This is a genomic window from Flavobacterium sp. A45 (assembly GCF_002001005.1).
In the GTDB taxonomy this organism is placed as follows: domain Bacteria; phylum Bacteroidota; class Bacteroidia; order Flavobacteriales; family Flavobacteriaceae; genus Flavobacterium.
Genome location: NZ_MUNX01000068.1, coordinates 18,962 through 41,986, shown reverse-complemented (window position 1 = coordinate 41,986; position 23,025 = coordinate 18,962). Strand labels below are relative to the sequence as shown.

General features: G+C 33.6%; 17 protein-coding genes. 3 read left to right on the top strand and 14 right to left on the bottom strand.

Annotated elements, in window-relative coordinates; genetic code table 11:
- Positions 1-9 precede the first annotated feature (9 nt).
- The 8 genes from B0E44_RS07210 to B0E44_RS07175 all read right to left on the bottom strand — a co-directional run bounded on the left by B0E44_RS07210 (position 10) and on the right by B0E44_RS07175 (position 10,788).
- Positions 10-1,125, bottom strand: coding sequence for an efflux RND transporter periplasmic adaptor subunit (locus B0E44_RS07210; protein ID WP_077372246.1), 1,116 nt, complete (start codon positions 1,123-1,125; stop codon positions 10-12).
- Between the two features lie 10 nt (positions 1,126-1,135).
- Positions 1,136-5,467 carry a CusA/CzcA family heavy metal efflux RND transporter gene (locus tag B0E44_RS07205; RefSeq protein WP_077372243.1) on the bottom strand — a complete coding sequence of 1,444 codons (4,332 nt, stop codon included), beginning with the start codon at positions 5,465-5,467 and terminating at the stop codon, positions 1,136-1,138.
- Between the two features lie 142 nt (positions 5,468-5,609).
- Positions 5,610-6,989, bottom strand: a complete 1,380-nt coding sequence (locus tag B0E44_RS07200; protein ID WP_077372240.1) for a HAMP domain-containing sensor histidine kinase — start codon at positions 6,987-6,989, stop codon at positions 5,610-5,612.
- Between the two features lie 4 nt (positions 6,990-6,993).
- Positions 6,994-7,662: a response regulator transcription factor gene (locus B0E44_RS07195; RefSeq protein WP_077372237.1), complete on the bottom strand. Its 669-nt coding sequence runs from the start codon at positions 7,660-7,662 to the stop codon at positions 6,994-6,996.
- A 3-nt stretch (positions 7,663-7,665) separates the two neighbouring features.
- Positions 7,666-9,015, bottom strand: coding sequence for a DUF3570 domain-containing protein (locus B0E44_RS07190; RefSeq protein ID WP_077372234.1), 1,350 nt, complete (start codon positions 9,013-9,015; stop codon positions 7,666-7,668).
- Between the two features lie 139 nt (positions 9,016-9,154).
- Complete coding sequence (locus B0E44_RS07185; RefSeq protein WP_077372231.1) at positions 9,155-9,361, bottom strand: DUF4266 domain-containing protein; 207 nt, start codon at positions 9,359-9,361, stop codon at positions 9,155-9,157.
- Between the two features lie 6 nt (positions 9,362-9,367).
- Complete coding sequence (locus B0E44_RS07180) at positions 9,368-10,354, bottom strand: FAD:protein FMN transferase (protein ID WP_077372228.1); 987 nt, start codon at positions 10,352-10,354, stop codon at positions 9,368-9,370.
- A complete protein-coding gene (locus B0E44_RS07175; RefSeq protein ID WP_077372225.1) occupies positions 10,354-10,788 on the bottom strand; it encodes a thioredoxin family protein in 435 nt (144 codons plus the stop codon). The genes B0E44_RS07180 and B0E44_RS07175 overlap by 1 nt, the downstream gene beginning before the upstream one ends.
- A 279-nt stretch (positions 10,789-11,067) precedes the next feature.
- On the opposite strand from B0E44_RS07175, the gene B0E44_RS07170 reads away from it, so the two are divergent.
- Positions 11,068-13,212, top strand: a complete 2,145-nt coding sequence (locus B0E44_RS07170; protein WP_077372222.1) for an LTA synthase family protein — start codon at positions 11,068-11,070, stop codon at positions 13,210-13,212.
- 68 nt (positions 13,213-13,280) lie between these two features.
- Here B0E44_RS07170 and B0E44_RS07165 read toward each other — a convergent pair whose 3' ends face one another.
- Complete coding sequence (locus B0E44_RS07165; RefSeq protein ID WP_077372219.1) at positions 13,281-14,285, bottom strand: zinc dependent phospholipase C family protein; 1,005 nt, start codon at positions 14,283-14,285, stop codon at positions 13,281-13,283.
- Positions 14,286-14,382: 97 nt separating this feature from the next.
- Here B0E44_RS07165 and B0E44_RS07160 point away from each other — a divergent pair, with 97 nt between their 5' ends.
- Positions 14,383-15,114, top strand: coding sequence for a YoaK family protein (locus B0E44_RS07160; RefSeq protein WP_077372215.1), 732 nt, complete (start codon positions 14,383-14,385; stop codon positions 15,112-15,114).
- Here B0E44_RS07160 and B0E44_RS07155 read toward each other — a convergent pair.
- The 5 genes from B0E44_RS07155 to B0E44_RS07135 all read right to left on the bottom strand — a co-directional run bounded on the left by B0E44_RS07155 (position 15,111) and on the right by B0E44_RS07135 (position 21,052).
- Entirely contained in the window at positions 15,111-16,073 is a 963-nt protein-coding gene (locus tag B0E44_RS07155; protein ID WP_077372212.1) for a YeiH family protein, read from the bottom strand. The two genes, B0E44_RS07160 and B0E44_RS07155, sit on opposite strands and share 4 nt — an antisense overlap.
- Positions 16,074-16,146: 73 nt before the next feature.
- Positions 16,147-17,043 (bottom strand): LysR family transcriptional regulator, encoded by an 897-nt coding sequence (locus B0E44_RS07150; RefSeq protein WP_077372209.1) that lies wholly within the window; start codon positions 17,041-17,043, stop codon positions 16,147-16,149.
- A gap of 26 nt (positions 17,044-17,069) precedes the next feature.
- A complete protein-coding gene (locus B0E44_RS07145) occupies positions 17,070-19,097 on the bottom strand; it encodes a hypothetical protein (RefSeq protein ID WP_077372205.1) in 2,028 nt (675 codons plus the stop codon).
- A gap of 116 nt (positions 19,098-19,213) precedes the next feature.
- Positions 19,214-19,960, bottom strand: a complete 747-nt coding sequence (gene fabG / locus B0E44_RS07140) for a 3-oxoacyl-[acyl-carrier-protein] reductase (RefSeq protein ID WP_077372202.1) — start codon at positions 19,958-19,960, stop codon at positions 19,214-19,216.
- A 237-nt stretch (positions 19,961-20,197) separates the two neighbouring features.
- Entirely contained in the window at positions 20,198-21,052 is an 855-nt protein-coding gene (locus B0E44_RS07135; RefSeq protein WP_077372199.1) for a DMT family transporter, read from the bottom strand.
- Positions 21,053-21,381: 329 nt separating this feature from the next.
- Between B0E44_RS07135 and B0E44_RS07130 the strand changes: the two genes are divergently transcribed.
- Complete coding sequence (locus tag B0E44_RS07130) at positions 21,382-22,935, top strand: bifunctional response regulator/alkaline phosphatase family protein (protein ID WP_077372196.1); 1,554 nt, start codon at positions 21,382-21,384, stop codon at positions 22,933-22,935.
- Positions 22,936-23,025: the final 90 nt, after the last annotated feature.

Here is a 23,025-nt window from a genome sequence, read left to right as displayed (position 1 = left end):
TGGACAATATCAATTTGCAATGTCAAATACCCCTTTGGTCAAAATTTTTGAAGAAGCATTAATTTCACTATCTGGGATTATTTCTACATATTTTTCGGATTTTTCACCAATTGAAATTTTGACTTTTTTAAAAGAATACTCCTTTTTGGAGCTATCTAATAAAAGTACGAAACTTTTATTGTCTTCTGTGATCAAAGCATCAATAGGAATTGCCAAACCCTTTTTTTTATCAACCAATATTCCTGCCTCAACAAACATTCCTGTCAATAATTTTTGCTTAATATTGTCATCCAAATGTCCATGTACATTTATGGTTCTGTCATTGCCTTCAATGGATTTTCCAACCAAATGAACTTCGGCTTTAAACATTTCTTTGGCTGCTTCAGGCACTGTAAATTCGATTATCTGACCTTCTTTTACCCTCAAAATATCTTTTTCAAAAACAGCCAGCTCCAAATGTAAATGCTGGGTATCCACAATTTCCAATATTACATCTGAAGGTGCAATTGGCATTCCAACATTAGCATTCATTATAACAATATCACCAGAAATTGGTGAATAAATAGTAATTACCGAAGTTAATTTACCTTTTTCAACTTGAGCAGGATTAATGTTGAGCATTAATAATTTTTCACGTAAGCTTTGATACATTGCTTTTGTTTTACGGTAATCACTCTCTGCTTTCAAATAGTTTTTTTGCGAAGAAATTTTCTCATCATACAATGTTTTTTGACGCTCGTATTCCGATTTCAAATAATTAATTTGTTCAGCGACTTCCAGGTATTCTTTTTGAATATCCAAAAATTCAGTGTTTTGCAAAGTCAATAGGGCTTGCCCTTTGGTTACTTTATCTCCAACCAAAAGACGGGTTGACTTAACGTATCCACCAATAAAAGTTGTAATCTGTGCTCTATTCTGTGGAGGAACATCGATTTTTCCGGAACATTTTACAATTACATTAAAATTCTGCTCGGTGGGTGAAGTGATTTGCATCCCAGAAGATTGAAACTGTTGCTTAGTTACCATAATTAATCCATCCTCTTTTGGCGTTTCTTCTTCATTCTTTGCTTCCTTACAAGAAAAAAATAATGATGTAAATAGTAGGGCGTATATAATTCTTTTCATTTATTTAAATTTAAAAATTAAGATATTGAAAATCCAATTGAGTTATATTGAACTGCAAAATGGTATCAAGATGTTCAATCTGAATGGTAGTCGCATTTTCTAAACTTTGAATGTATTGAAAAAAATCAATTTCTCCTTGTTTATAGCTTTTATTGGCAACTTTGAGAATCTCTTCGGATAACTTTTTTCCGTATTGATTATAGTAATTAAGCGCCTCTTGGTATTTTGTTAGTTCTTCATTTTTTTGCGCCATATAGGTATCTATTTTTCGTTCCTCATTTTGTTTCTTTTGTTCCCAGCTTTGCAGTTCGAGCTGAGCCACTTTCGTTTTAGACACCGTTCCAGAAAATAAAACAGGAATTGCTAAACCAACTTGAAATCCATACAAAGACTGGGTTAACCCACTGTTTTTCCCTTGAAAATAATCAATATTAATATCTGGCAACCAATTTTGTTTTCTTAGTTTCACTTGATTTTCGTAAACAGTGGTGATGCTATTCAAATAAGTGCTGTAATAGCTTTTTAAAACATCGTTTTTGTTTTTTTCAAGCGGTTTAATTTGGTTACTATTAATCATAATCTTTTCATCTGTCTGAATCAATGAATATAAAATTTCATACTGCGCTCTTTTGTCACTCTCGATTTGAGAAAGTTTTGATCTAATGTGTCTGAATTTTGATTCGGCTGTAATTTTTTCAAGATAATTAGTTTCTCCTAATTCAAACTTTCTTCCGCTTGCGTTCGAAAAATTATGGTACAAACTATCCAAATACACGTACAGTTTCTTTTTATTTTGTAAAAAAACAATATGCTGATACACCTTTGAAACCTCCAAAGAAAGTTTCATTTTTTGAATATCATAATTAGCTTTTTCCTTTTCATATTCTGAATTATAAACCTTTTTCTGGGCACCATAAACGGTTGGAAATTCAAATTTTTGTTGTACGCCGAATACTTTTAGTGGTTCATTGTTAAACGCTAAATTATTTTGGTCATAACTATAGTACAAATTGGTTTTATCAAAGGAATAAGCTGTTTTTGTATTCTCCTCCATACGCTGGACATGAAGCTGAGCAGCTTTCATTTCTTTGTTGTTTTTCAAGGCTTTTGCTACCAAACTATCCAATTCGGGATTATTATTTTGGGAAAATGACAATGAAGTACTCAGCAACATCAAGATAATAAGAGTTGATTTATGCAATTTGAATTTTGGCTTTTTACCTTCTTTTTCATCCAAAACCTTATACAAAATTGGCAAAACAATCATAGTTAATATTGTGGCTGTAAAAAGGCCTCCAATAACAACCGTAGCCAATGGTTTTTGAACCTCGGCTCCTGCAGAAGATGAGATAGCCATTGGAAGGAAACCTAAAGCCGCAGCGGCAGCTGTTAACAAAACCGGACGTAATCTGTCGGTAGTTCCTTTTAAAATCAATTCATCTATATCTGTCATTCCTTTATGTTTGAGTTCCTTAAAATGTTCGATAAGCACTATTCCGTTCAGCACTGCGATTCCAAAAAGCGCAATAAAACCAACCCCTGCCGAAATACTGAAAGGCAAATCGCGAATCCACAAAAACAATATTCCCCCAACGGCCGAAAGAGGAATCGCTGAGTAGACCATCATAGCTTCTTTTATAGAGCCAAAAGCAAAATGCAAGAGTATAAATATCAAAACTAAAGCGATTGGAACAGCTATAGCCAAACGGGCTTTGGCACTATTGAGGTTCTCAAACTGTCCGCCATATTCCACATAATATCCCGGCGGGAGTTTAATTTTGGTATCAACAATTTTCTGAATATCGGTTACTACGCTTTGCAAATCACGATTTCTAACATTAACTCCAACCACAATTCTTCTATTAGTATTATCTCTTGAAATTTTGGCAGGACCTTCCGTATATTCGATTTTGGCCAATTCACTCAATGGAATTTGTTGCCCATTTGGTACTGAAACATATAAATTCCTCAAATCCTCAATATCATGACGATTGGACTCAGCCAAACGAACCACCATATCAAATCGTTTTTCACCTTCAAAAACATTACCAACGGTTTTCCCTGCAAAACTCAATGCAATCATATCATTCAAATCGGCAATGTTGAGTCCGTATCTTGCAATTTTGGATCGGTCATATTGTACAAACATTTGCGGTAAACCTGCTGTTTTTTCGATAATAACATCCGAAGCTCCTGCTACATTTTTGATTGCTTTCTCAATTTCATGCCCTTTTTGAGCCAAAACATTCAGATCTTCTCCAAAAACTTTAATAGCCACATCCGAGCGAGTTCCAGAAACCAACTCGTTGAACCGCATTTCAATGGGCTGCGTGAATTCGACTTCCATATTTGGAATTTGAGCTGTAATAGCTGTTTTTATTTTATCAGCCAATTCATCTTTACTCGAAGCCGAAACCCATTCGGATTTAGGTTTCAGTTTCACAATAATATCGCTTTCCTCCATCGACATTGGGTCTGTGGGAACTTCGGCTGCTCCTATCCTGCTTACTACCTGATCTACTTCGGGAAAGTTTTTTAAAATAATTTTTTCAATTTTGGTAGTAGTTGCTATGGTTTTCGACAAAGATGTTCCGGTTTTCAAGACGGGCTGAATCACAAAATCGCCTTCATCAAGCGTTGGAATAAACTCGGCTCCCATTGTAGAAAATAATGCTATTGCAAAAACCAAAAGCGCCAATGAACCATAAAGTACTTTTTTCGTATTGTGCAATGCCCAAGTAATTACTGGTACATACCAAGAATTTAATGTTTGAATCAGTTTAGATGATATTGAATTTGGATTTTCCTTTGTAGGTTTCAAAAACAAAGAAGAAACCACAGGAACATAGGTAAAACAGAAAATCATTGCTCCCAATAAAGCAAAACTGAAAGTCATTGCCATCGGTTTAAACATTTTACCTTCAATTCCTGTTAAAGATAAAATCGGGATAAATACAATTAGAATAATAAGCTGTCCGAAAATAGCAGAATTCATCATCTTGGAAGCGCTCTTAAACGTGATTTGGTCAATTTCCAATTGTCTATCTTCTTTTGTCAAACCAACCAAATCTGCCGATTTACCAGCTATTTGAAAAGCAATAAATTCGACGATAATTACAGCACCATCAATGATAATTCCAAAATCTATTGCCCCCAAACTCATCAAATTAGCGTCAATTCCGAAAACATTCATAAATGAAATCGCAAATAGTAAACACAACGGAATTACTGAAGCAACCACCAAGCCTGAACGCCAATTACCCAACAAAAGAACCACAACAAAAATCACGATAAGACAACCCAAAATCAAATTTTCGGCAACCGTGAAAGTGGTTTTTCCAACCAATTCGCTACGTTCCAGAAAACCATTGATATAAACGCCCTTTGGCAATGTTTTCTGAATTTGTGCTACTCTTTCTTTTACAGCACTAATTACCTGTTTTGAATTGGCATCCTTTAACATCATTACCTGGCCGAGGACTTTTTCTCCTTCCCCATTACCGGTAATAGCCCCAAACCGATTAGCATGACTAAAGCGAACTTGAGCTACATTTTTTATATAAATAGGAATTCCATTAGTGTTATTTACTACGATATTTTCTATATCCAAAATAGAATTCACCTTTCCTTCACCACGAATAAAATAACTTTGATTCACTTTCTCGATGTAGGCTCCACCAGCAATACTATTATTTTTTTCCAATGCGGTAAAAACGTCTGCCATTGTAATATTCATGGCTTTCAAACGGGAAGGAACAATAGCAACTTCATACTGTTTTAGGAAACCTCCCCAAGTATTAATTTCCACAACTCCTTTTATTCCTGAAAGCTGTCTTTTTACAACCCAATCCTGCAGTGTTCTTAAATCAGTAACCGAATATTGGTTTTTATACTCTGGTTTTACCTCCAAGGTATATTGATAAATTTCCCCCAAACCTGTTGTAATTGGCCCCATCTCTGGCACTCCAAAACCTTGTGGGATTTTTTCAGAAGCAGATTTAATTTTTTCGGCAATCAATTGTCTAGGAAGATAGGTTCCGATATCATCATTAAAAACAATAGTTACAACGGACAACCCAAATTTTGATATCGAACGAATCTCTTCGACACCAGGTAAATTAGCCATTTCAATTTCGACAGGATACGTAATAAACTGCTCAATATCTTGTGTAGAAAGGTTTCGTGAAGTTGTAATTACCTGAACCTGATTATTGGTAACATCAGGAACAGCTCCAATAGAAATCTGGAAAACTGAAAATAATCCAAATCCCAATACAGAAGCCGTAAAAAGCAAAACAACTGCCTTATTTTTTAAACTGAAAGCTATAATTTTTTCTAGCATTTTAACCCTATTTATTTTATACAAAAATAAGTTAAAATGATCAGGGAAAACTTAGGAACTGATTAAAATAAACTTATCAATGACTTAATAAATGGTATTAACTGGAAATAATATTTATAAAACTAAAATCCAATTAATAACTTTAATCAAAAGTCAAAACTATTGTTGTTCCTTGATTAACAATGCTTTTAACTTCAATACCTACATGAAGCAGTTGACAAATTTTCTTTACAATCGATAATCCTAAACCAGAACCTTTAATATCAGGATGATTTGTTGCATCTGATCTATAAAATGGATTAAATATTTTATCAATATCTTCCTGAGCAATCCCAATTCCATTATCGGTTATAGAGCAAATTGTTTTTGACCCATTTTTGGAAAGACTAATGACCACTTTACCTTCTTGACTTGAATATTTTAAGGCATTTGATATTAGATTACTAATAATTATACTGACTAAATAATTATCTGATTTTATATAATAATCCTTTGAAAAATCATATAAAACTTGGACTTGTTTATCTTTTATTTTACTTGAAAATAAAGTTAGAGCGTTGAGAATTATGGCATTCAAATAGATTTTTTCAATACGTAAACTTTGCTTATGATTTTCGAATCGGGCCAACAAAAGCAATTGATCCACTAAATTATTCAAACGATTCACTTCTGAAATACTAAAATTAATTTTCTCTTCGTATTCAGCCTTGCTTCTTGGTTTGCGTATCAAAACTTCCAAAGTTCCTTTTAAAACTGTCAGAGGTGTTCTCAACTCGTGAGAAGCATCGGAAGTGAATTGTTTTTCCCTCTCGACTGCATTTTCTATTCGATCCAGCAAATCATTGATAGTCTTGGAAAGCACGTATAATTCATCCTTATTTTGAGGTAAAACAATTCTGTCTTTCAAGTTGTCTTTTGTAATTGTACGGGAAGTTTCGGTAATTAGAGTTACTGGTTTTATGCTGCGTCCCGCAATGAGTCTGGCAATAAAAAACAAGAGTACTAAAATTAAAGGGAAGGTTATAAAAAGCGTATTTCTAAGATTAGTCAAGATTAATGTTGCTTCATCTAAGGACATTGCCACAAAAAGGTAACCTATTTTTTTGCCTTTATCAAAAAGTGGAATTTGTATTTGCCTGATTGGTTTTTTATTTAAATAAGAATCTACAAATTGATTGTCTTTTTCGTGTTTGTGCAATTTCAGTTGAAATCCTTTTAGATTGGGTGACTTATCAATTAATTTATTTTCATTGTCAAAAAACTGTACAAAAACAGGATTTACGTTGACTCTATTATTATCCGATTCCCTCCATTGATTAACTTGAATCAGATACGCATTATTGCTGTCAATTTCAATTTGCTCTAAATATTCACTGGATTCTTCTTTAATATCATCATTTATATGTTTGTTGATACTATATAAAGTGATCGTATATATAGCACAAAAAACTACCGATATCAGTAGCCCAGTGCTGAGAATATAGTTAAACGCAATTCTGTTTTTATAAGAGAATGAAAACATCAATTTAATTTATATCGTTTGCAATATAGCCTACACCACGGATGGTTTTTATCAAATCTTCTTCTTTATTCAAATTAAGTTTTTTTCGGATGGCATTCATAAAAACATCAATTACACCTGTATCGTATTCAAAATGAATGTCCCAAACATCGTTAATAATTTCATTCCTTGTACACACTTTGCCTTTGTTTTTTATCAAATAATTAAGCAATTCGTACTCTCTTTGCGTAAGTGAAACTTCATGATCATTTGCCATAACCTGATGTTTGGACTGTATAATTTTGATTTTACCAAGTGTCAGAATATCGTTTTGATTTTCATTTCTGAAATGAATTTTGATGCGTTCTACCAATTCATCAAAGCTAAACGGTTTTTTGATATAATCATTGGCTCCGGCCTTTAAACCTTCAATAGTTTCTTGAATGGTATCTTTGGCAGTCAAAAACAAAATAGGTGTTTTAGAATCTTCCTTTCGGATTTCTTTGCACACATCAATCCCCAGCATCTGAGGCATAATCCAATCCAATAAAATAATATCCATTTTTTGGCTCAGTGCCTTTTCGAGTCCTGATTTACCATCATTGGCAACCACAACCTCATAGCCTTCCTCTTCCAAGCCTTGCTTTAGGAAATTGGCAATTCCGATTTCATCTTCAACAATTAAAATTTTCATATTTTATTGAAATACAAATTTAAAACCAATAGTACCAATATTTGCTGTCAATCCATCACTTCTAACATAATGGTTGAACCTTAAATCTATATTTTTCATCCCAAAATAAAATATTTTGGCTTTAGCAAAAAGATCGGTGTAAGATACTCCAAAACCGTATTGATTAGCCGAAAATGTTGATAAATCAAAATCTGAAGTATAATATTTATCTGTTGACAAATGCGTCTGATAAGGAGCAAAATACTTGGCTTCGGTTTGCGTATAATAACGATACATTGGATAAGCCGTGAATTTGTCAGAAATCTTTACAGGAACTTCTATATTGAATGTATGCGCTTTTAAATCCCAATCATCAGTATAATAACGATAATAAGTTCTTACAATAAAATGTTCATTGATATAATAATTGAAACGGGCGCCTATTGGCAGCTTAAAACGGGTATCAGGAAGCCTTTCTATATCATCAGCCAGTTCATAAACACCAATATTACTTGGATTTGTATAGTCACTGATATATTGTGGCTGACCTACATAAAAATGCGGTTTATCAGCAAAATAGGTTCTGTGATAAGGTGACGATAATAATCCTTGTTGTTGCAATATATCAAAAAACACCGAAAACTGGAAATTTTTAGTCAACACTTGGGAAAAAGCAAATGAAGCTGAATAAGAGTTTCTGTTCACCGATGTTACAGGCGAAAATGATGGTAAATATCCGTTAGAAACCGTTCCGTTTTGGTCATAAACTGTTACTCCATTCAAGGCATTTTCCTCAAATTCTTTTGGATAAATTGGTTGCCATTGGTCAAGATAAACATTGGCTTTTACACTTACTTCCGTATTCTTTTCGTTAAAAAGCTTGGTAACGCCACCTCCAAAACCAACCGATGTATAATCGTATTCGCTTGAAACAGAAACATCGGCATTCCAAATAAAATTTCTATCGTCGCTGCTGTGAGTATAATTTGCAACTGCTGAGATCAAAATATCGTTTCCAGAAGCTCCAGAAGAAGCTTGCCAAGGCGTTGGATTATTTATGGATTCGAATGGATTAATATTACTGGATGAAGCCGATGAGTAAGCAGACAAACCTAAATCTACCGTTAAAACATCATCCTCATTCAATGGCATTGCAACAACTATATTTGTGGCTAAATCATTCAGCTTCTCAGAACCTATCCCTCCTGAAACAGCAGAATGTGTTCCGTCCTGATCATAATAACTCACTAAAAAATCAACTTCGGTACTTTCTAAAACTCTCTTTTTAAACACAACAGTTGTGTCTTTCTCCTGACTATAAGTGATTGCACTTATTAAGAAGATAAAAAGAAATAATATTTTGATAATTTTCATTTTGGAAATTTTATTTGGTAAAAAAGCTACTAAGATTCTGAGTCGCTAAGACTCTGAGTTAATAACTATGACTTTTTATTTTATCTTTAATCAGATACTCAAAACTTAGCATCTTAGATCCTTAGCAGCTCAAAAAAAATCAATTACAACCACAACCACCACCGGATTTACCTCCATTGGCTCCAGCTGCACCTTCCCTATAGACCTGAAAAGTAGTTTCGTAACGCTCCGTAGTTTTGGCACCCAATTTCATTTCGGGATCATTAATATTCATTTTTTGGTATTCTTTTACTGAATTACAGGATTGTAGAACGATTACAATTGTCACTAATACTATTTTTTTCATTCTTCTTTATTTACTGTATTTTTCTATATCTATTCCTTTTGATGCGAAGATTTTCCCTTTATCATCAACAATAATACATTCAATTCCTTTGAGCTGATTTACTAAATCCAAACCAACATCCACACCCAAAACAAAAATTCCCGTTGCAAGCGCATCTGCAATCTCCGTTTTTTTGGCAAATACCGAAACGCTTACCACTCCCATAGCCGGATAACCCGTTCTTGGATCTATAATATGTGAATATCTTTTCCCGCCAAAAACCACAAATTTCTCATAACTGCCAGACGTTTCCACTGCACTGTTTTCTAAAGGAAAAGTGGCAATAATTTTATTCTTATTCATTGGATTTACAATTCCTACCGTCCATGGTTTTCCGTCGGGTTGTCTGCCCCAGGCAAAAATATCTCCAGAAACATTCACCAAGCCCGAACTGCATCCTTTAGACAATAACAAAGCTTGAATTTTATCGGCAATATAACCTTGTCCAATTCCGCCAAGACCCAATTTCATTCCTTCCTTTTTCAGAAAAATGGTTTGCTCTTTTTTGTCCAGAATAATATTCTTGTAACCGATTTTCTCTACTGATTTTTTTATGGCTTCCGGTGTTGGCATTTCTTTCATGGAACCGTCAAACTTCCATATTCTGTCCATCGAAGCATACGAAATATCAAATGCCCCAGAAGTAATTTGTGAAACTTTAATCGCTCTTTCTACTAATTCAAATACTTCGGCTGGCACTTTTACAGGTTTTATTCCAGCGTTTCTGCTCACTTCGGATATTGGTGTAGTCGGAATCCAATCGGAGATTTCATTTTCAATTCTGCGTACTTCTCCAATCGCTATATCAATGTAAATATTAGCCTGAACAGTATCTTTGGCAACAACCATAATCTCAAAGGGACTGCCCAACATCGATAATTTACGTTTATGAATTATCTGTGCAGAAGTTGAGAGTGCAACAAACAGAAAACTGATAAATAGTGTCTTTTTCATTATTTTTCTAACGAATGAATGAGTTTAATATAATCCTGTGCTGACACGTTTTTGAAACCAGTCATTCCAATAATTTTTCCCTTTTTGTCCAAAAGAACCACTAATGGAAAACTGCCGTTTTTATTGTATTTTTCAGCTAGCTTATTATTGCTTTCAGTCAATTCGGGTGAAAGCTGATTGGCTTTTTTCTTTGGAAAATCGGCTTTGTAAATAACCCAGCTTTTATTGGCTTCCATTTGAAAATCTGCTGATTGCCAAACTACTTTATCCAATTTCATACAAGGTCCACACCAATCTGAACCTGAAAAAACCAGCAAAATGTTCTTATTTTCTTTTTCGGCTTTTGCTTTTGCATCATCAAAGTTGGTCGCCCAATTTTGAGAATATCCAAAAACTGCTGTTAATAAAAATGAAAAGGATATTAAATATTTCATAAGTCGTTATTTGTTATTTGGACAGAAAACTATACGAGTTTTTCCTATTAAAGCTTCAATTCATTATTTTAGGATACTCTAGGTAAATCCTTTAATACAGTACGTTTCTTTAATTCTAAAACTACCTCTATCTCTTCACAAAAGTAACTCAAATAGTTTTGTTTCATCGTATTGATAAATATGTTTTAAGCCAAACTTAAGAATCAAAATAGTCATTGCCCAAATACTTAAATGTAGTTTTGGAACAGTTTTTGAAGTTTTACCAAAAAAAAATACCACATGAATTTTCTAAAAAAGTTTACTCCTTTTTACAACCTTGCTCTTTTCTATATCATTGTAAGTTTCGTTTTGAGAATCGTCTTAGCTTTTCATCCCATTACGCAAACCTCTTTTACTATTATTGATAGTTTGAAAATCTTTTCAATTGGATTGATTTCAGATGCTTTTGTGTTTGTGATAGCGACTAGCTTCTTATGGTTGTACCTCATTTTTATATCCAATTCCAAATACTACAAGCCTTATGGCACGATTATATTTGGATTATTAGTGGCATTATTGCTTTATATTGCATCCGGAAAAACCATACTGAATGAATATGGTGGTGCATTGCCAAAAATCGGATTGATTTTCGTGGGAATCAAAACTTTGCTTTTTGGTTTGTTACTTTTTCTCCCAAAACACCGAGACAAAATCAGATTCTGGTTATTCACTTTTGTGATGTTTTTATACGTTGTCCTTATTCTTCAAAACGGAATTAGTGAATATTTTTTCTGGAATGAATTTGGAGTTAAATACAATTTCATAGCCGTAAATTATTTGGTTTACACCAATGAAGTCATAGGGAATATCATGGAATCATACCCTGTAATCCCTTTGTTTTCAGCCTTATTTTTAATTGCGGGATTGGTAACTTATTTTATTGTCAAAAGAACCAGAAACTACATTGATGAAATCCCAACTTTTGCAGATAAATTAAAATTATCTGCAATATATCTTGCCTTATTTGGTGTTTCATTATTGGCAGTTCCTTATTTAGCCAAAAAAGAAAATTCCCAAAACGTATTTACCAATGAGCTACAATCCAACGGAATGTATCGTTTCTATTTGGCCTTTATGAATAGTGAATTGGATTATTTTAAATTTTATAAAACCTTACCCGAAAATGATGCTTTTGCTTTGTTAGACAAACAAATTCCTTCTATATCTGGGATTTCGACCATAAGACAAATCCAAAGCAATACAGCTGAAAATACAAAAAATGTAGTTTTAATTACCATTGAAAGCTACAGTGCCGATTTCATGAAAATGTACGGAAACGAGCAAAATATTACTCCATTCCTAGACAGTATAGCTCAAAAAAGTTTATTGTTTACCAATTTATATGCCGTGGGTAACAGAACCGTTCGTGGTCTTGAAGCCGTGACTCTGTGTTTTCCTCCTACTGCCGGAGAAAGTGTGGTAAAAAGAGAAGACAATAAAGACAAATTTTCTACTGGTTCAATTTTTAAGCAAAAAGGATACAATGTGAAATTTCTTTACGGGGGAGATGCGTTTTTTGACAATATGGAAGACTTCTTTTCTGGAAATGGTTATGACATTGTCGATAAAAAATCATTTACACCCGAAGAAATTACATTTGCAAATGTATGGGGAGTTTGCGACGAAGATATGGCTAATAAAGCCATAAAAGTGATTAATGAAGAGGCCAAAACAGGCAAACCATTTTTTAACCATTGGATGACTGTGAGCAACCACCGTCCTTTTACGTATCCTAACAACAAAATTGACATTCCTGGCGATTCAAAATCTCGTGATGGCGGGGTGAAATATACTGATTATGCCTTGAAAAAATTCTTTGCTATGGCGAGCAAACAACCTTGGTTCAAAAATACCGTGTTTGTAATCCTTGCCGATCACTGTGCCTCGAGTGCCGGAAAAACGGAACTTCCAGTTGACAAATACCGAATCCCAGCGATGATTTACAGCCCTGGATTTATTCAACCACAGAAATATACCAACTTAATGTCCCAAATAGACGTTATGCCAACACTTTTTGGATTATTAGAATTTGATTACCAAAGCAAATTTTATGGACAGGATGTTATGAAACCTGATTATAAACCGAGAGCATTAATCGCTACTTATCAGGATTTGGGATTAATAAAAGACAATGTTTTGACTATTCTTTCTCCTAAACAAACCGTAAAACAGTTTCAGTTGACTTTAAAACCAAATCAAAAAACGGCAACAGATTTTCAAATCTATTACAATCAAGTTCCTTTAACAACCAAAAGAACTGATCTTATAAACGAAACCATATCGTATTATCAAACGGCTTCTGAAATATTGAAGGAAAAAAAATACCAAAGTATAAATTACAAAATTCCAATTAAAGGAGTGGCCGATTCCGATAACATTTTATAAAATTGTAAAACTAAAAAAGCCTGTAAAACTAATATTTACAGGCTTTAAATTTTACTTTAGACTACAGCCTAATCAAACTCATTCTCAATTTCCAATCCAAAAAGTTTTCCGTTTTTCCAAAGTTTTAAATCATTTTTCAAATTCTTTTTATTACGGTTCGTCAATTCTTTAGAATCCAATTCATCTAAATTCGGTTTTCCTGCATTTACCCAGGCAGTGTACCAAAAATTAGCTGTCATAACAATTGCTTTTCTCATCTGGCTTTCCACCATTCCATTCAAAGCAGTGTGAAATTGGGTCACATATTCTTTAGTATATAACAAATCCCCAAACTTACCTTTGGCAATATTTCCATTAGCGTCCTTTTCATACATCGTTTCAGGAGTAAAGGTTGCACGCAGATTTCTGTCAATCAATAAAAGAGGTTCTACTTGGCTGTGCGAATCTTTTATCATATCCCAAGTCGCTTTTTCAACATTATCTATATACTTGGCTTCTCCGGTATAGAAATTATAATTTCTTCCAAACATTGTTGGGATACGGGATTCCCACACGGAATGAATTCCTTTCTGATTCGTAAGTTGCCCGTCATGATTTGCTGAAGTATGCAAAGGCATATTTGCATCGCCTATGTAATGAGCCAAATCACCTGCCAAAAACAAAATTTCATTTTTCCTTTTATCTTTAAAAGCTTTTGTCAACTTCGTCATGGTTTCCTGAATATACCAAGGCAGAATACCATTATCAGCTAAAAATTTCTCATCGTACTTTTTCTTTGCTTCCTCAAAAGGCAACGGAATAGAGGCTACATCACCGAAATTCTCCATGTCAATATAATGGCGTGGCCCTTCAGCTTTATCACGCAATGTGTATTTACGCAAATCCGGCACAGTTGATTCCTGGGTAATAAAATCAAGATGATTGTAAAAAAAAGTCTGCATTGGTTTTGGCAACGCCATAACTGCCGCATTATTGATATGCTCGTGTCCAAAAACACCCCAAGACAAAACAACAAAAGCGACACCAATTGCAGAAAAAGTAAGAACCGTTCGTTTTAATTTAAAATTTTTCATTATATTTATTTTATTGAAGTACAAAAGTATTTTTTTTAAAGATAATTTAAACGATTTGAGTTTAAATTTATGTTAATCCAAAGAAATCAAATTAAAAATGTTTAGACATCAAGGCAAAAGCAGAACTTCTAAACACAATTTACGCCTTGCAGTATTATTATCTTTCGTAGCGGGTATCGTAAATGTAACAGGGGTTTTGGCCGTAAAAACACTGACTACAAATGTTACGGGACATTTTGCTTTTTTTGCAGAAGAAATAACCAAACACGAATACCAAGCTGCCATTGTATTTTTGATCTATACATTATTCTTTTTGGCGGGTGCTTTTACTTCTAATTTTTTGGCTGAATTGGTTTCAACAAAAAAACAAGAACTTTCGCATTTGCCAGCCATAGCTATCGAATTTTTAATATTATTTTCATTGGGTACGTTAAGTATGCTTCCTGTTTATAATCATGTTGATGGAAAATGGATTGCCTTTGGTCTTCTTTTTGCAATGGGAATCCAGAATGCTTTAGTGACCAAAATTTCACAATCAACAGTAAGAACAACCCACTTAACAGGACTCTTTACCGATTTGGGAATAGAACTATCACAATTGTTTTTCTACAAAAAACCAGAGGAACGAAAAACGTTAAAAACCAGTATTTATTTAAGGTTGTCCATTATTTCATTCTTCTTTCTGGGTTGTTTCATCGGTGGTTTTATATACGGCTATTTGGCACTTAAAACACTATTGATTGCAGCTATTTTTCTATTGGTTGCTCTTTATTACGATTATATTCGATTGCATTTAATTGCGATTAAGCGAAAGAAAAATCCTTTCTAAGAATATAAAATAGCCAATAAAGCTCCAACAGCAATACTCACCCAAAGCAATACACCTTGCAGCAAAGGAAACATTCCAACAGATTTCAAAACGGTACTATTAAGCCCTGCTCCTATCAAAAACATTGTAACAGTAAGACCAATTTTTGCAATTGAGACCAAATGTGGAGCCATACTCGCAATAGGAGAAAAATAAGTATTGCAAACCATAGCCAAAATAAACAATCCAATAAAGTAAGGAATCTTCACTTTACTATTTTTATTTTTAAAAACGACTGCTGTAATCAGAGCCACAGGAATAATCCACAAAGCTCTTGCTAATTTTACCGTTGTGGCAACTTGCAAGGCTTCTGCGCCATATTTATTAGCAGCACCAACTACAGAACTCGTATCGTGAATTGCGATAGCACACCACAAGCCAAAATCGTTTTGGGACATATTCAACCAGTGTCCAACTAATGGGAAAGCAAACAGAGCAATCGAATTAAGAATAAATATAACGCCCAACGCAACGGAAGTCTGCTTTTCATCTGATTGTATCACTGGAGCGATTGCAGCAATGGCACTTCCTCCACAAATAGCAGTTCCGCAAGAAATAAGATGGGATGTTTTCTTTTGAATTTTAAACCATTTTCCTAACATAGTCCCCAAAGCAATTGTTGCGATAATAGAACCAACTGTAAAAATGAAGCCTTCTTTTCCTGCAGTAACAGCACTATGAACATTCATCCCAAACCCTAATCCAACTACCGAAACTTGCAGTAATATATTGGTTGCTTTATGATTTAAATGTAAAAAAGGATGCCCAGATACATTGGCTATAACTAAACCTAATACTAAAGCAACTGGTGGAGTAATAATAGGAAATAAACAAAGAAGAAGTATTAAGACGAAAATGACTTGCTGCACAACAGTATTCATTCTCAATAAGTGTTGGATATTAACTATAGCCGTTTTCATTTGTATTGTTCATTTATAACACTACAAAGGTCACACTAAATCTACAGTATTACCAATCGCAAATAATAATCCACTATAACTTTAAGTTATAATAGCTCGAAATGTTTTTAATAAATAATTCAGATAGAGAATCTGATTTTCCCTGTAAAGTAATGATGTAAAAATAACGCTCAATTGTTAAATTATCGACATCAATAATCTGCAATTCTTTATTTTTCAACTCTTTAGAAACAGCATGAATTGACATAAAAGCAACACAATTCGAATTCATCAAATACGATTTTATGCTTTCTGTACTTCCCAACTGCATTTCAATCTGCAATTGATCTATTTTGATATGGAAAGGTTTTAAGGCATATTCAATAACTTCAAGTGTTCCAGATCCTTGTTCCCGCACAAGAAATCGCAATGATTTAAGATCGGCTGGATCGATTTCTTTTCTTTTAACCAATGGATTATTGGAATTGCAAACCAAAACCAGTTCATCTCTAATAAATTGGGTGTATTTTATGGATTGATTTTTGGATTGTCCTTCGACAATTCCAATTTCAATTTCTTTGTTTAATAAGGCATTTTCGATTTGCTCCGTATTGCCGTTTAGCAAATTCACTTTGACAGATTCCAGTTTTTGATGAAAACGAGCCAATAGTGGCGGAATAATATATTGTGAAATCGTTGTACTCGCTCCCAATCGCAACAAACCTTTGCGTTCATTGATAAACGTACTCATATCAAAGTCGATTTCCCTGTAAATCTCAAAGATACTTTTGGTATGCTTCAATAACATATCTCCAGCATTGGTGAGTGCTATTTTTGAACCGTTTCTTTCAAAAAGTTTAATTTTGTATTCTTCTTCCAATTCCTGAATGTGTTTGGAAATAGCGGGTTGTGTGATGAATAATTCGGTAGCGGCTTTTGTAAAGCTCAATCGCGTAGCGACAGTGTAAAATACTTTTAGTCTAAAATCCATAATCGTATTTTGGTCAAAATTAATAATTACAACATCCCATTATACTTCCTAACAAACCATTCCGTAGAAAGAAAAACAGCAATCAAAACTAGTAACCATTTCCAGTCAATCAAAGGAGATTTGGTCACAACATCTTTTTGAACGGCTTTGTATTCCTCATTCTCCAACAATGTTTTTATCAGCGCATCGATTTCATTTGGGTAAAAATCCTTTCCTTTTGTTTGTGCTGCCAATTGCTTCAATTTTTGAACATCTGGATTTACAAATTGCTTTTCAATATCAAAATCCAGGATTTCAAAATGACCAGAATATGATGTTTTGGAGTTCAATTCTTTAACAGAAAAATTATAACTTCCGGCCAAAAGCCCGTCTAGATTCACTTTGTAAGTATTGTTTCCTTTCAAAAGGTCGTAATTCTTTGTTTGCTTCGTTTTGATATTGGTCACGTCAATAGTCAAACGTGCCTTTTCATCAAAATCATAGTTCTTGTTGAAATATTGAGCCGTGATTTCGATAGCTTCACCAGAATTGTAAAAGCTTTCGTGATTGACAACCAATGATTTTTTGGCATTATTGGAAGCCAAATATTGAATTATCTTATTGATAAAAATATCATATTTTTCAAAAGATTGGTTGTTGATATGGCTTTGCAGACTCCATTTCCAACTGTTTTCCCCAAACAAATAAGCGGCTCTTTTCCCCTGATTCTCCGTAAAAGATAATAAAGGTGCTTTGGTATCTATATTTCTGATTCTGGCGGAAAGCAATACATTCACTTCTCCATTAGTGGCAATAGAACCATAAATATTCTGCAAAGGCGGTAAATTTTCAAAACCTAAATTATCTACTGCAAAAAGATTAAACTGAGAATCAAAATCAGCCAAATAATCTTCTTCCTGACCGCTCATTTTAAAAACAAAATTGTTTTGTTCTTGATTCAAAAATGTAAAATCGGTTGCAGTTCCAGTTATTATAAACGTATTTAAATTGGCTTTTTTATTCGCATCAAAAACCGATTTGAAAGCCGCGGTTGGTTGATACAAAATAAGAACATTGTAATCATCCAATGACTTCACATCATTTGGTTTCAACAATACCACTTTATGTTGCAAATTGGACTCAATCGCTCTTTTTAAAACACCAATATCAGGATGATTTAAAGTAGAAATGATAGCAACAGTCGTCTTTTGGTCTATAACTTCAACCGCAAAATTCTTTATGTTATTGAAAGTGTTTTTTTCGCTTTCTTTCGATTCAATTTTAGCTTTATAAACCTGCAATCCCACTTTATTTGTAGGCAAAAGCACATTTACGACAGCCGTTTTCTTTGATGGCGAGAACGAAACGCTTTCTCTATGCAACACTTCGTTTCCTTGCGTGATACTAAAATTAGCTGTTACATTTTTATCCCCAGCGTACTGCAAAAAAACTTCAACTGGAAATTTATTCTTTAAGAATGCATATCTATTAACGTTCAGCTGATTGATTTTTAAATCAAAAACTTTGGTCGTATCGCCCAAAACCAAAGGATAAACTTTATTGTTTTCATCAAAACTATAAACGTAATCATTACCGGAAGTTTGATTCCCGTCGGTTATGATTACGGTTGGATAAATAGCGTTTTTGTAAATACTCTTCAAATTTTTGGCAACCAAATCCAGATTGGTTTGATTTCCTTTAAAAGTCAAACTATCCGATTGTCTAAAATCAGTATCAAAAAGATAGGATTGTACTTCAAATTTTTCTTGAATAGCACTATTTGAATTTAATTTTTGGGCTAATTCGGCTGCTTTTTCTTTCGCATTCAAAAAAGAAATAGAGCTAGAATTATCAACCACTATAGGCAATGGTGTTTTGATAATTTCCAGTTTATTGGTTGTGATAATAGGATTTATCAAAAGCAACAAAATCGAAAAAATACTTAGAAAACGCAAAAAAGTCAAAAACAAATACACATTCGATTTGTTTTTGACTTTGTATAAATATTGAAAAAATGACAAGCAACCCGCTATTATTAAAGAAAGTAGAAGTAATAGAATTGTGCTTGCTGTCATATTTTTGATTAAAAGATTTCAGATTTCAGACTTCAGTTTGCAGATTACACATGGCACTGTCAACTGAGACTGCTTACTGTTTTATTTTCTGCTTACTTAAACCTGCAAACTGCTTACTAAGTTAGCATTCCACCACAAACATTCAAAACTTGACCTGTAATATACGCACTCATATCAGAGGCCAAAAACAAACAAGCATTTGCAACATCTTCTGTAGAACCTCCGCGTTTCAAAGGAATCCCTTCTCTCCATCCTTTCACAACATCCTCGCTCAATTTTGCAGTCATTTCAGTTTCAATAAAACCTGGGGCAATCGCGTTACAACGAATGTTACGTGAACCTAATTCCAAAGCTACCGATTTAGTAAACCCAATTGCACCTGCTTTCGAAGCAGCATAATTCGTTTGACCAGCATTACCAGAAACACCAACAACAGAACTAATATTGATAATTGAACCCGAACGTTGTTTCAAAAATGTTTTTTGAATCGCTTTGGTCATATTGAAAACCGACTTCAAGTTAACATCGATAACTTGGTCAAAATCAGCTTCAGACATTCTCATTAATAAATTATCTTTAGTGATTCCAGCATTGTTTATCAAGATATCTACTGTTCCAAAATCAGCCAAAACTGCATCAACAAAAGTTTGTGCTTCATTAAAATCAGCTGCATTAGATTTATATCCTTTGGCTTTAATTCCCAAAGCATTCAATTCGTTTTCCAAAGCTTGTGCAGATTCTACTGATGAGCTATAAGTAAAGGCAACATTTGCTCCGTTTTTAGCAAAAACTTCGGCTATTCCTTTTCCAATTCCACGACTTGCGCCAGTAATAATGGCTACTTTTCCTTCTAGTAATTTCATGTTCTAAAATTAGTTTATTTTTTATTAGGAGCTATTCCTGCTATCCGTTGTAATCTTTACTTTTTAAAAGAAAAAAGTAAAGGATTTCCACTTCTATCAGGGCTAGTTTACAAAGGTCAAATATATAATAAAATGCGGAATGAAAAAAATTACAATTTCAATTAACAAGACAAACGCATATGTTTAAAAAACTACAGCAGATTACTTAGTCTTGAATTCAATTAAAAACTTTAACCTCTAATTCAACTGGGAAATCACTATAAAAACAACCGCAATCAAGGCTAGCAAAAGACCTGCTATATTCAGCTTGGTTACTTTTTCTTTGAAAATAAAAATCCCCACAAGACTGCCAATCATAATAACTCCCATATTCATCCCGGCAAAAACAGTTGAGGGATTTTGGGCAAATGCCTGATGTGCCTTTAGATAAAACAGGATGTTTCCAAAATTGAAAATCCCAACCAAACCTCCAAAAAGGATACTCATGAAATCCACTTTAGCCTTTCTAAAAAATATTTCATAAGCATTGAAAAGTATCATTATTACAAGCGCTATCGAGAAAAGAACAAATAACGAAGTGGTAAAAGGCAGTGTAGAAGTCAGCGCAATTTGCTTAAAAAGAAGGTCTATTACTCCAAAACCAAGCAATACGAGTGTTGGATAAATCCATTTGTTCTCTTTGTTTTCGGTGGGTTTATCCAAAATAAGGATGATTGCAGGAAATCCAAACAAAAGAGCTGTCAGTTTAAGTCCGCTGAATTGCTCTCCAAAAAATAACCAAGCTCCCAAAATGGAGATAATCAGTGATAATCGTTGGGCTACATCTGTTTTTACGATGCCCATATGTTTTATGGAAGTCGCCAGAAAAAGAAATACAACAGGAAGTAAAATACCTAGTGAAATGAAGATTCCCCAAGGCGAAGAAGCGTCCAAAACCGTTAAATCTGGACTAAAAACCAAATAACACAACGCTAAAGCAAATACATAATTATACGCCACAATTTGTGTAGCCGAAACTTGATATTTGCGAGCAATTTTGAAAATAACACCAACTGTCACACTGCAAATAACAGACAGAATAAGAAATAACATAGTTCTATTTTTATTCCTGCAAAAATAGTGTTTAAAGCTAGAATCCGCATTAAATTCTCAAAGCAAACATATGTTTTATTTTTACCGCAGATTCGCAGATTTTTATGACTATTTTTTCAAAAAATTGATTCCTATATAATTAGAAAATTTAATTTTTCAAAAAATTAATCTGCGAATCTGCGGTTATTTTTTTACTTATGCACTTACTAGAATAAAATTCTGTTCCTATCAACAAATATTGCAACACCAAATTATTTTTAATCAATTTTATACTATTTTTAATATTATTTAAGTTCTATAAAACTAAATTGCACTAAAATAAATTGAATATGGAGAACATAAAAATACTTTGGGTTGATGATGAAATCGATTTGCTCAAACCACATATATTATTTCTGGAGAAAAAAAACTACAGCGTTACCACTTGCAATAATGGTCGTGATGCCATAGATATTTTTGACGAAAACAATTTTGATATTGTTTTTCTTGACGAAAATATGCCGGGAATGAGTGGTTTGGAAACATTATCAGAGATGAAAGAGAAAAAATCTTCTATTCCGATGATAATGATTACCAAAAGCGAAGAGGAATATATAATGGAAGAAGCCATTGGTTCCAAAATCGCCGATTACCTTATCAAACCCGTAAATCCTAATCAGATTTTGTTGAGTTTGAAGAAAAACTTAGACCATTCCCGATTGATTTCTCAAAAAACGACTTTGGATTACCAAAAAGAGTTTCGAAAAATCACTATGGAAATGGCAATGGTCAACTCCTATGAAGACTGGGTGGAATTATACAAAAAACTTATTTTTTGGGAACTTGAGCTAGAGAACATCGATGATCAAGGGATGATTGAAATTCTTGAATCCCAAAAGATTGAAGCCAATTCACAATTTGGAAAATACATTGAACGCAATTACGAAGATTGGTTTGCACCAAAAGCTGACAAACCGATTCAATCTCATAATTTATTCAAAGAATTGGTTGTGCCGGAGATTCTGAAAAAAGACAAACCAGTTCTTTTTATTATAATCGACAATTTACGCTATGACCAGTGGAAAGCATTTGAAAGTGTTGTGGGCAATTACTACAAACTCGAAAAAGAAGTCCCTTATTTTTCTATACTTCCTACGGCTACACAATATGCAAGAAATGCTATTTTCTCTGGATTGACTCCTCTTGAAATGGAAAAACAATTTCCGCAATATTGGAAAAACGACCCGGAAGAAGGTGGTAAAAATTTGTATGAAGCCGAATTTTTAACTGCTCAAATTAAGCGTTTAAGACTAGACTTAAAAGAGGATTATTTCAAAATCACCAATTTGGCCGGCGGAAAAAAACTAGCTGAAAGCTTTAAATCACTAAAAGATAATGATCTTGTAACGGTAGTTTATAATTTTGTTGATATGCTTTCACACGCCAAAACAGAAATGGATGTGGTTAAAGAACTGGCTTCTGATGATAAAGCCTATCGTTCCTTGACTTTGAGTTGGTTTAAAAACTCGCCGTTACTTGAAATTATTCAACAGGCACAAAAATTAGGGTTCAAATTAATTCTGACTACCGATCACGGAACTATCAACGTGAAAAATCCGTCAAAAGTGGTAGGTGATAAAAACACCAGTTTGAATTTACGTTATAAAACAGGACGTAGTTTGACTTACGAACAAAAGGATGTCTATGCCGTAAAAGAGCCAAAACTTATTGGTTTACCTGCCATAAATATGAGTAGTTCGTATATTTTTGCAAAAAATGATTTGTTTTTGGCTTATGTAAACAACTACAATCATTATGTGAGTTATTACAAAAACACCTATCAGCACGGTGGAATCTCATTGGAGGAAATGATTATTCCTTTTCTGGTTTTCAATCCAAAATAAAAAAGAAGGCAGTTTTCAATTCATAGTTAGCAGTTATTATGCTGATAAAAAAATTGAAAACTGCATTTAAAACTATAATTCATAACTGAA

What these genes read in the sequence shown, in the direction of transcription:
- B0E44_RS07190 (WP_077372234.1), bottom strand. Translation starts at nt 9,015, where the DNA reads ATGAAAATTATCAAAATATTATTTCTTTTTATCTTCTTAATAAGTGCA.
- B0E44_RS07185 (WP_077372231.1), bottom strand. Translation starts at nt 9,361, where the DNA reads ATGAAAAAAATAGTATTAGTGACAATTGTAATCGTTCTACAATCCTGT.
- B0E44_RS07150 (WP_077372209.1), bottom strand. Translation starts at nt 17,043, where the DNA reads ATGGATTTTAGACTAAAAGTATTTTACACTGTCGCTACGCGATTGAGC.
- B0E44_RS07135 (WP_077372199.1), bottom strand. Translation starts at nt 21,052, where the DNA reads ATGTTATTTCTTATTCTGTCTGTTATTTGCAGTGTGACAGTTGGTGTT.
- B0E44_RS07195 (WP_077372237.1), bottom strand. Translation starts at nt 7,662, where the DNA reads ATGAAAATTTTAATTGTTGAAGATGAAATCGGAATTGCCAATTTCCTA.
- B0E44_RS07130 (WP_077372196.1), top strand. Translation starts at nt 21,382, where the DNA reads ATGGAGAACATAAAAATACTTTGGGTTGATGATGAAATCGATTTGCTC.
- B0E44_RS07160 (WP_077372215.1), top strand. Translation starts at nt 14,383, where the DNA reads ATGTTTAGACATCAAGGCAAAAGCAGAACTTCTAAACACAATTTACGC.
- B0E44_RS07175 (WP_077372225.1), bottom strand. Translation starts at nt 10,788, where the DNA reads ATGAAATATTTAATATCCTTTTCATTTTTATTAACAGCAGTTTTTGGA.
- B0E44_RS07155 (WP_077372212.1), bottom strand. Translation starts at nt 16,073, where the DNA reads ATGAAAACGGCTATAGTTAATATCCAACACTTATTGAGAATGAATACT.
- B0E44_RS07205 (WP_077372243.1), bottom strand. Translation starts at nt 5,467, where the DNA reads ATGCTAGAAAAAATTATAGCTTTCAGTTTAAAAAATAAGGCAGTTGTT.
- B0E44_RS07210 (WP_077372246.1), bottom strand. Translation starts at nt 1,125, where the DNA reads ATGAAAAGAATTATATACGCCCTACTATTTACATCATTATTTTTTTCT.
- fabG (WP_077372202.1), bottom strand. Translation starts at nt 19,960, where the DNA reads ATGAAATTACTAGAAGGAAAAGTAGCCATTATTACTGGCGCAAGTCGT.
- B0E44_RS07165 (WP_077372219.1), bottom strand. Translation starts at nt 14,285, where the DNA reads ATGAAAAATTTTAAATTAAAACGAACGGTTCTTACTTTTTCTGCAATT.
- B0E44_RS07145 (WP_077372205.1), bottom strand. Translation starts at nt 19,097, where the DNA reads ATGACAGCAAGCACAATTCTATTACTTCTACTTTCTTTAATAATAGCG.
- B0E44_RS07200 (WP_077372240.1), bottom strand. Translation starts at nt 6,989, where the DNA reads ATGTTTTCATTCTCTTATAAAAACAGAATTGCGTTTAACTATATTCTC.
- B0E44_RS07180 (WP_077372228.1), bottom strand. Translation starts at nt 10,354, where the DNA reads ATGAAAAAGACACTATTTATCAGTTTTCTGTTTGTTGCACTCTCAACT.
- B0E44_RS07170 (WP_077372222.1), top strand. Translation starts at nt 11,068, where the DNA reads ATGAATTTTCTAAAAAAGTTTACTCCTTTTTACAACCTTGCTCTTTTC.